Here is an 8,129-nt window from a genome sequence, read left to right as displayed (position 1 = left end):
ATGAAAAAAGTAATGTTTGTTTGCAAAAGAAACTCCTGCCGATCGCAAATGGCAGAAGGATTCGCTAAAACCATCGGAGCCGGCAAGATTGGAGTCACCAGTTCCGGGTTAGAATCAAGCAGAGTTCATCCGACAGCAATTCAAGTCATGTCAGAAATCGGCATCGACATCACCGATCAAACATCCAACCCATTAAACGAATTCAATGCAGAAGACTACGACGCCGTAATTTCTCTGTGCGGCTGCGGCGTGAATTTACCCGAAGCGTGGGTATTGCGAGAAATCTTTCAAGATTGGCAACTCGACGATCCCGACGGACAACCCATCGAAACTTTTCACCGCGTTCGAGATGAAATTAAAGCACGAGTTGAAAAATTAGTGGACTCTCTAAAGTAAGATTAGTCTCAAAATGATAATTCTTGCCTTGTCGGTTTTAACTCAGCTCTTGCAGTATTGTCAATAAGCCTTTTCTGAACAGGCAAGATGCCTGTTCCACAACAAAATTCCTCTCCTGTGGAACAGGCATCTTGCCTGTTAAGCGAGAATGGTGCAAGATGTGAGTTTTAACTGAGTTGTAGTATTGTCAATAAGCCTTTTATGAACAGGCAAGATGCCTGTTCCACAACAAAATTCCTCTCCTGTGGAACAGGCATCTTGCCTGTTTTCAATAAGGGTGCAAGATGTGAGTTTCAATTAACTTTGTAGCGACCTGTTAAAATTTGGATCTGTCGCATCCAAAGAATTAGTGCTAAATTATGAGAGGCGTTCCCCTGGAACGCCTCTACATTCGTTGCGAGCAAAGACCAAAAGGTTAGCACATGATTCAGACAGCAGTCACGCCTTTCAAAAACAAAATTCACTCAGCTTTAACTAAAAAGCAGATTACAGTTTTACAAATAAATCTCGGCAAACGCTGCAACCTCGCTTGCACTCACTGCCACGTAGAAGCTAGCCCGACACGAACAGAAGAACTTTCCCCGGAGATTTGCGACCAATTAATTGAAATCATTCGCCGCTTTCCTCAAATTCAAACTGTTGACCTCACCGGCGGTGCTCCCGAAATGCTTTACGGTTTTAAACCGCTAGCGGAAGCTGCCAGGGCGGCAGGTAAAGAGGTAATTGTTCGTTCTAATTTGACGATTTACTTTGAAAAAGGTTTTGAAGATATTCCCGAATATTGCGCGCAGCACCAACTCAGAATTGTGGCGTCGCTTCCCTGCTACCAAGCTGACAATGTGGACAAAATGCGTGGCAACGGTGTTTTTGACAGTTCGATTCGGGCGCTGCAAAAGCTAAATCAGTTGGGATACGGGAAAAACCCAAATTTAATTGTAGATTTGGTGTACAATCCACAAGTGCCGGCAACAGACAAATTTTCGCTAACACCGGAACAAGGCAAGTTAGAGCAAGATTACAAGGTTTATTTAGCCGAACATTTTGGAATTTGTTTTAATCAATTGTTCGCGATTACTAATTTGCCGGTGGGACGGACTAAGTTTCATTTGGAACATAAGAAACTCCACAAGCCTTATCTCGGGTTTTTGGAGGATAATTTTAATCCCGGTACTCTGGAACATTTAATGTGCCGTAACGAATTGTCGATCGACTATTTGGGCAATGTCTACGACTGCGATTTTAACCAGATGGAAAATCTGCTGGCGAAAACTGGCAGCGGGGAAAAGATAACTGCTGCTAAATTGCTCGAATGGGGGAGTTTAGATTTGATTCAAGAGGTGCAAACTGCTGCTTATTGTTATGGATGTACGGCAGGTTGCGGTTCTAGCTGCGGCGGTAGTTTGATTTAATTTAAGGGAAAAGTTGCGCTTTATTACAGAGTATTGCAGCGCTAAAGCGCAACTGCCAAGCTTAGGGTGTATGCAATGTAGAGTGGGGAGTTTAGGTAATGAATGATTCGCGATCGCCCGATGAAAATCCACCGCCATCAAATAGGTGGAAGCTGATTTTAGGGATTGGTTTAGCTGTGGCTTTGATTGTGGCGGCCAAGTTTTTTAACTTCCAAGGAATTCTGAAAAATGCCTTGGAGTCGATCGCTAGTCTCGGCCCTTGGGGCCCGGCAGCTTTTATTCTAATTTACATTGTAGCAACGGTTTTATTTATCCCCGGTTCTTTGCTGACTCTCGGTTCTGGCGTTTTGTTCGGAGTCGTTGGCGGTGCGGTTTGTGTTTCCATCGGCTCAGTTTTAGGCGCAACTTGCGCTTTTTTAACAGGAAGGTATTTAACTCGCGACTGGGTTTCCAAACAGATAGAGGGCAATCAAAAATTTAAGGCGATCGACTCTGCAGTTGCCTCTGAAGGATGGAAAATTGTACTGCTGACCCGGCTTTCTCCGATTTTTCCGTTTAATTTGCTTAACTATGCTTTTGGAGTCACGCAGGTATCTCTAAAAGACTATTTTTTCGCATCTTGGATCGGCATGATTCCCGGAACAGTCATGTATGTTTATATCGGTTCCCTGGCTGGGAGTTTGGCTGCACTCGGATCGCAAGGGCGATCGCGCACTACTGCTGAGTGGGCTCTCTACGGCATTGGTTTGCTAGCAACGATCGCCCTCACCGTTTATGCAACCCGCTTGGCCAAAAAAGCCTTAGACGAAAAAATTTCCCCTTGAAACCCCAGCGCAAATTGGTAAAATTGTCAAGAGGGTTTGGCCATACATTATAATACATTGCTAAAAAAAAGTCTGTATTTTCTCAGTGTTATTTATAACTATTTTGTTATTGAAACGATATAGATATTAAAGATATCGTAAAGAACTAACCTCAAGTGGTAAACCGAAGGTCGAAATATAAAATTGATGCCACAATAGAAGGTGAGCGCGCGAACCGAATAATAATTGTTTGCAGTCAGGAATACAAGTCATATCAATTCCGGTTGCACCGGAATTATTGTTGACTGTTGACTGTTGACTGTTAACTGTCTGTCGAAAAACTGAATGATAGTTGAGTATTGACTGTTGATTCGATTTTACAATTCCTCAGCTAGCGGAGTTGATATCATACCATTTGAGCTTTGAAATTTTAGATTAAAGAATTGGGAATGACTGATGACTAACAGGGTTTGGATATGGGCTACAGTTGCATTCTTTTCTTAAACTGGTCTCACTACTTGCCTGATATTAATTCGGCAGAATGACGAAGGCCGTTTGATCAATTTGAATCGAAAGGAACATTTGATGATGCAAAACCCAGTAAATCCAGCCGGATGTGTGTCTGCGCCGCCGCCGCACCCAACAAAAAAGCTGCGCCGCTTTTGGCAAAACATCAGCAATTCTGCTCAATCAGGGTGGCAGCAAGCGCACAGTCTTTGGCAGCACAGACGGCAGCGCCGCCATTTGCTGACCCTGCTAATTCTAGGCACCACGGCTTTAACCATTAGCACAACTGCTTGCATTAGCTATTTTTTTGTACGCGGACTAATCCTCGACAATTTAAAGGAAATAGCACTATTAAAACTAGAAAAAGGCACCGACGAAATCGACCGCTGGCTCAGCAGCCGCAAAGCAGAAATAGAAACCATTGCTTACGATCCTACAGTTAGCACTCTCAATTGGAAATTAGTCGAGCCCCAGTTGCAAGGAAAAATATACAGGTTAAAAGAGTATTTCATCCTGTCATTAACTCAACCCGACGGGTCATTCATCAACACTCTAGGCAACCGCGCCAACAGCAAAGACCGCCAACACTTTCAAAAAGCAATGGCTGGGCAGCTCAACGTTTCCGATCCGCTGATCGGCCGCAGTACAAAAGTTTCCACGATCATCATTTCAGCTCCTATTTGGGCCTTGCCTCCCGCTCCCAATCAAGTAATTGGAGTCCTCTCTGGCGGCATTAAATTAGATAAAGTAGCATCTGTGGCTAATAGCTTGCAGTACGGTTCCGACAGTTATGCTTTTGCGCTCAATTCACAAGGAGTGCCAATTGTTCATCCCAACAAAAATTTAATCGGAAATACCGACCGGCTGACCCCAAGCTTTTTACATTCACAAGACCCCGCACTCTCCACAATTACGCGGCAGATGATCGACCGCCAGAGGAACATCGAACTGGTAAAAATAGATAACAAATGGGTGTATGTAGGCTACGCTCCCCTCAAGGAAGTTAACTGGTCGATGGCTTTAGTAATTCCCCGCGAAAATATTGAATCCCAACTGCAAGCATTAAATTTGCTGACATCCGGAGTCGCCGGACTGCTCGTCCCAGCAATGCTAGCAGCAATTTGGCTAATTTATTGCTCCGAAAATAATCGCGCTCAAGCGGAGCGAGAAGCCATGCTCAACCGGATTGCCGGACGCATTCGCGCTTCCCTGGAATTAGACGAAATCGTGCAAAGTACAGTCGAAGAAATAGTAAATTTGCTGCACCTAGAACGGGCGGCTTTTGGTTGGTACGAACCGCAAAAAAAAATGTTACAAATCCTGTGGGAATCTTGCCAATCAGATTCTGCGACACCAGCCCTAAAGTTTGAGCCTTACTTTGTCGGGAATGTGTTAGTACCGAGCGGCAAAGGCGAGCCAATTATTCTTTCGAGCGACACTTGGGCTGAGGGTGTAACTCAACCGCTCGAACTTAAAGCTAATAGCTATTTAGCCGTACCTGTCCAGACTCAGAACCAGCCGCAGGGTTATTTAATTTGCAGCCACGCTAGTCATTGGCTTTGGAGCCGGGAGGAAATCCAACTGTTAAAAGCTGTAGCAGACCAATTGGCGATCGCAATTACTCAATCTCACCTTTACACTCAAACCCAAGACCAAGTAAAACTGCTCAATAGTGCCTTAAATGAACTGAAAAAAACTCAAACTCATTTAGTGCAGAGCGAAAAAATGTCATCCCTAGGTCAAATGGTGGCCGGGATAGCGCACGAAATAAACAACCCCGTTAACTTTATTGCGGCTAATTTGCCTCACACCAGCCAATATACTAAAGATTTATTAGACTTGGTGAATTTATACAAACAAACCTTCCCAGAGGTGCCCCGGGAAATCGCAGATTTTGCCGAAGAAATCGAGTTAGAATTTATCGAGGAAGATTTGCCGCATATATTGAATTCTATGAAAATAGGAACCGAGCGCATTCGCAGCATAGTTCTTTCTTTGCGCAACTTTTCTCGCCTAGATGAATCTGACAAAAAGCTGGCGGACATTAACGAAGGTCTAAAAAATACCTTGCTGCTGCTCTCCAATCGCATCAAAAATAGAATTGATATAGTCAAAAACTACGGACAAGTGCCTTCGGTCGAGTGCTATCCCTCTCAGCTCAATCAGGTGTTTATGAACTTGCTGAGCAATGCGCTCGATGCCTTGGACGAGATCGATGACCTGGATAAAATTATTACTATTTCCACGGGAGTAGTTCGCGAAAATGGCGGGAAATTTCTGGAAGTGGCGATCGCCGACAACGGCCCCGGCATTCCCGACAGCGTTAAAGACCAAATTTTTAACCCCTTTTTTACTACTAAACCAGTGGGCAAAGGCACTGGTTTGGGGTTAGCAATTAGCTACAAAATTGTAGTGGATGGACACGGCGGCAGCATCAAAATTTCTCAGCCTCCGGGCGGCGGCACGGAGTTTGTGGTAAAAATTCCTATTAGTAACGGAAAGTAAAACAATTTTAGATTTTAGATTTTAGATTTTAGATCTAAGATTTGAGATTTGAGATTTGAGATTTGAGAATTGGTAATGACTGATGACATAAGCGTTGGGAGCTTGTCTCTAGTTGAATTCTTTTTTGAAACAGGTATAAAAACGAAGTGGGAAAGGAAGCCCACGGATTTTGTAACGGAGGTAACGGAGAGAGAGAAGAGATTCGAGGTTCGAGGGGACAAACAGTTTTAATTAATGCTAAGTTGACGACCGTTGGCTAAAATTAGAAGAGTTTTTGTTAAAGGAGTGTTTTATGGCTGTTAACAAGGATACAATTTTCCAGGGCTTTTTGGCCCCCGTGATGCGACTGCTGATCGACGAAGAAGCACTGGGACGACTATACCAAGGTATCGACTGGGAAACAGCGGCCGATCGCTACCGACAACCCGACTTAGTTTATCCCGAATATTACAGCAGCCAAAACTTTCACGGCATTAAAGGCGGCTACCTCAACCCCAGTGCCGCCATTTCCTACGATCCAATCACGCAATATGTTTTGCCTCCCCACGAAACAGTCGTCAGGCAAGGCTTAATTGACGCTGTACGGGTGAAACCGCGCCGAATCATCGATTTGGGATGCGGCACCGGTTCGGCAACGCTCATGCTCAAGCAAGCTTTTCCCGAAGCGGAAGTTGTCGGGCTGGACTTGTCGCCTTATATGCTGGTAGTCGCCGGCATGAAAGCGCAAAAAGCCGGCTTAAATATCCAGTGGTTGCACTCATCGGCCGAAAGCGTTGCTTTTGGCGATGCCAGCTTCGATTTAGTCGCAGCTTCCTTCCTGTTTCACGAGATGCCGCCTGCTGTATCGCGGGCAATTTTGCGAGAAAGCTTCCGACTGCTGAAGGTTGGGGGACAAATGGCAATTTTGGATGGAAGCCAAAAAACTTTGCGGCACACAGAGTGGCTGACTGATATGCTGGAAGATCCTTATATAAAGTCTTACGTGGCTGGCAGCCTCGATGCTTGGGCGGGGGCGGCTGGATTCGCGGCGGTGCAAACTCACGAACACTGGTGGACGAATCAGGTGACGCAGGGCGTGAAACCTTTGCCTGGGGAAGATGTGGAACAGGTGCGGGTGGCGACGGGGTGGAATCCGCTCGATCGGGCTCCTGATTTTGATGGCGATTTACCAGGCATTCCAGCTCCCGCTTGATGTATTAAATGTTGATTGTTGACTGTTGAGTGTTGACTGTTGAGTGACTAATGACTAATGACTAATGCCTAATGACTAATGACTAATGACTCTAAAAGCAGTTTTATTTGATTTTAATGGTGTAATTGTTAATGACGAGCCGATTCACGAGAAATTAATCGATCAATTGATGCTCGATGAAAATCTCCAGCTCAAACGTGGGGAGTTTCGAGAAGTTTGTTTGGGAAGGAGCGATCGCGCTTGCATTACCGCACTTCTCGAGCGCCGGGGACGATTTCTGACAGAAACATACCTCGATCGGCTGCTGCGGCGCAAGGCCGAAGCTTACAAAGCTCAAATAGATACTTTGGAGAAACTGCCGATTTATCCGGGTTTGGCAGAATTTATTGACAAAATTCGGGTCGCCGGACTGAAAATGGCCGTAGTTAGCGGCGCAATCCGATCGGATATAGAATTGGTGTTAGATCGGGCCGGTTTGGCAGCAAACTTTGAGTTAATTGTCGCAGGCGACGACTTGAGGGCGAGCAAACCAGCACCCGACGGCTATCTATTGGCTGTGGAACTTCTCAACCAGAAATATCCCGACTTTAATCTGCAACCGATCGAGTGTTTGGCGCTAGAAGATACTTTTGCGGGGATTGAAGCGGCGAAAAAAGCGGGGATTCAGGTAGCGGGTGTGACTCACACTTACCCGTTTCACATGATCCAGCGCCAAGCTAATTGGACGGTGGACTATTTTGCTGATTTAGAGTTAGACAGAGTGGCCGAACTTTGCTCGATCGCCCGCACTGAGCCGGCTGCGGAAAACACTTGACGTTTTTAGCAGTTACGTGCTAACGTAGGTCACGGTCTGCGAAGGTGAGAGCAAGCGAGACCTGTAAGCCTTTTAGATTCGTCCATCCCGCATCTAAAATGCTAAATTAAAACTCAATCAGGGGAATTAGCTCAGTTGGTAGAGCGCTGCGATCGCACCGCAGAGGCCAGCGGTTCGAGTCCGCTATTCTCCATGCATCAGGGCGCATTTCTACAGGTGACGATCGTCTTCAAAGCGAAGCGCGATCGTCACCTGCTTTGACGCCCGCCTATGAGTGTGCGATCGACCCGGTTGCTGCCATTCGTTCTAGCATCAATAACCTGTTGAGAGTGATCGACCTGGTTTCTATATTGTGCGATCGACCCGGTTTCTGCCTAACTCCTAGCATCAATAAGGATCGCGAATTAAATAACTTACAATTTTAATTGTTATTGTGGGATGGGCGTGCCCCCCCGCCAAAAAGGTAGGGCGGGGCGCCCCACCCCCAAAAAAGTGGTAGTTTT

Annotated in this window: 6 protein-coding genes and 1 tRNA gene; all 7 read left to right on the top strand. The window is 45.7% G+C overall.

The annotated features are described in order from the left end of the window. The coding region (gene arsC, locus ACUVJL_RS30825; protein WP_332953393.1) for an arsenate reductase, glutathione/glutaredoxin type at positions 1 to 396 on the top strand (396 nt) is incomplete at its 5' end. 422 nt (positions 397 to 818) lie between these two features. Then, complete coding sequence (gene arsS / locus ACUVJL_RS30820; RefSeq protein WP_445249311.1) at positions 819 to 1,805, top strand: arsenosugar biosynthesis radical SAM (seleno)protein ArsS; 987 nt, start codon at positions 819 to 821, stop codon at positions 1,803 to 1,805. Positions 1,806 to 1,903: 98 nt separating this feature from the next. Beyond that, on the top strand, positions 1,904 to 2,629 hold the full coding sequence (locus tag ACUVJL_RS30815; RefSeq protein ID WP_445249310.1) for a TVP38/TMEM64 family protein: 726 nt from the start codon (positions 1,904 to 1,906) through the stop codon (positions 2,627 to 2,629). A gap of 564 nt (positions 2,630 to 3,193) precedes the next feature. Further along, positions 3,194 to 5,620, top strand: coding sequence for an ATP-binding protein (locus tag ACUVJL_RS30810; RefSeq protein WP_445249309.1), 2,427 nt, complete (start codon positions 3,194 to 3,196; stop codon positions 5,618 to 5,620). Between the two features lie 292 nt (positions 5,621 to 5,912). Then, positions 5,913 to 6,812, top strand: a complete 900-nt coding sequence (locus tag ACUVJL_RS30805; protein WP_445249308.1) for a class I SAM-dependent methyltransferase — start codon at positions 5,913 to 5,915, stop codon at positions 6,810 to 6,812. Between the two features lie 85 nt (positions 6,813 to 6,897). After that, positions 6,898 to 7,626 (top strand): HAD family hydrolase, encoded by a 729-nt coding sequence (locus ACUVJL_RS30800; RefSeq protein WP_445249307.1) that lies wholly within the window; start codon positions 6,898 to 6,900, stop codon positions 7,624 to 7,626. 120 nt (positions 7,627 to 7,746) lie between these two features. After that, positions 7,747 to 7,819 (top strand) — tRNA-Ala (locus ACUVJL_RS30795). The last annotated feature ends 310 nt before the right edge of the window (positions 7,820 to 8,129 follow it).

Origin of the sequence: Microcoleus sp. OTE_8_concoct_300, assembly GCF_031383065.1 — a bacterium.
Taxonomy (GTDB): domain Bacteria; phylum Cyanobacteriota; class Cyanobacteriia; order Cyanobacteriales; family Microcoleaceae; genus Microcoleus.
This window is presented reverse-complemented; position numbering and strand designations above follow the sequence as displayed.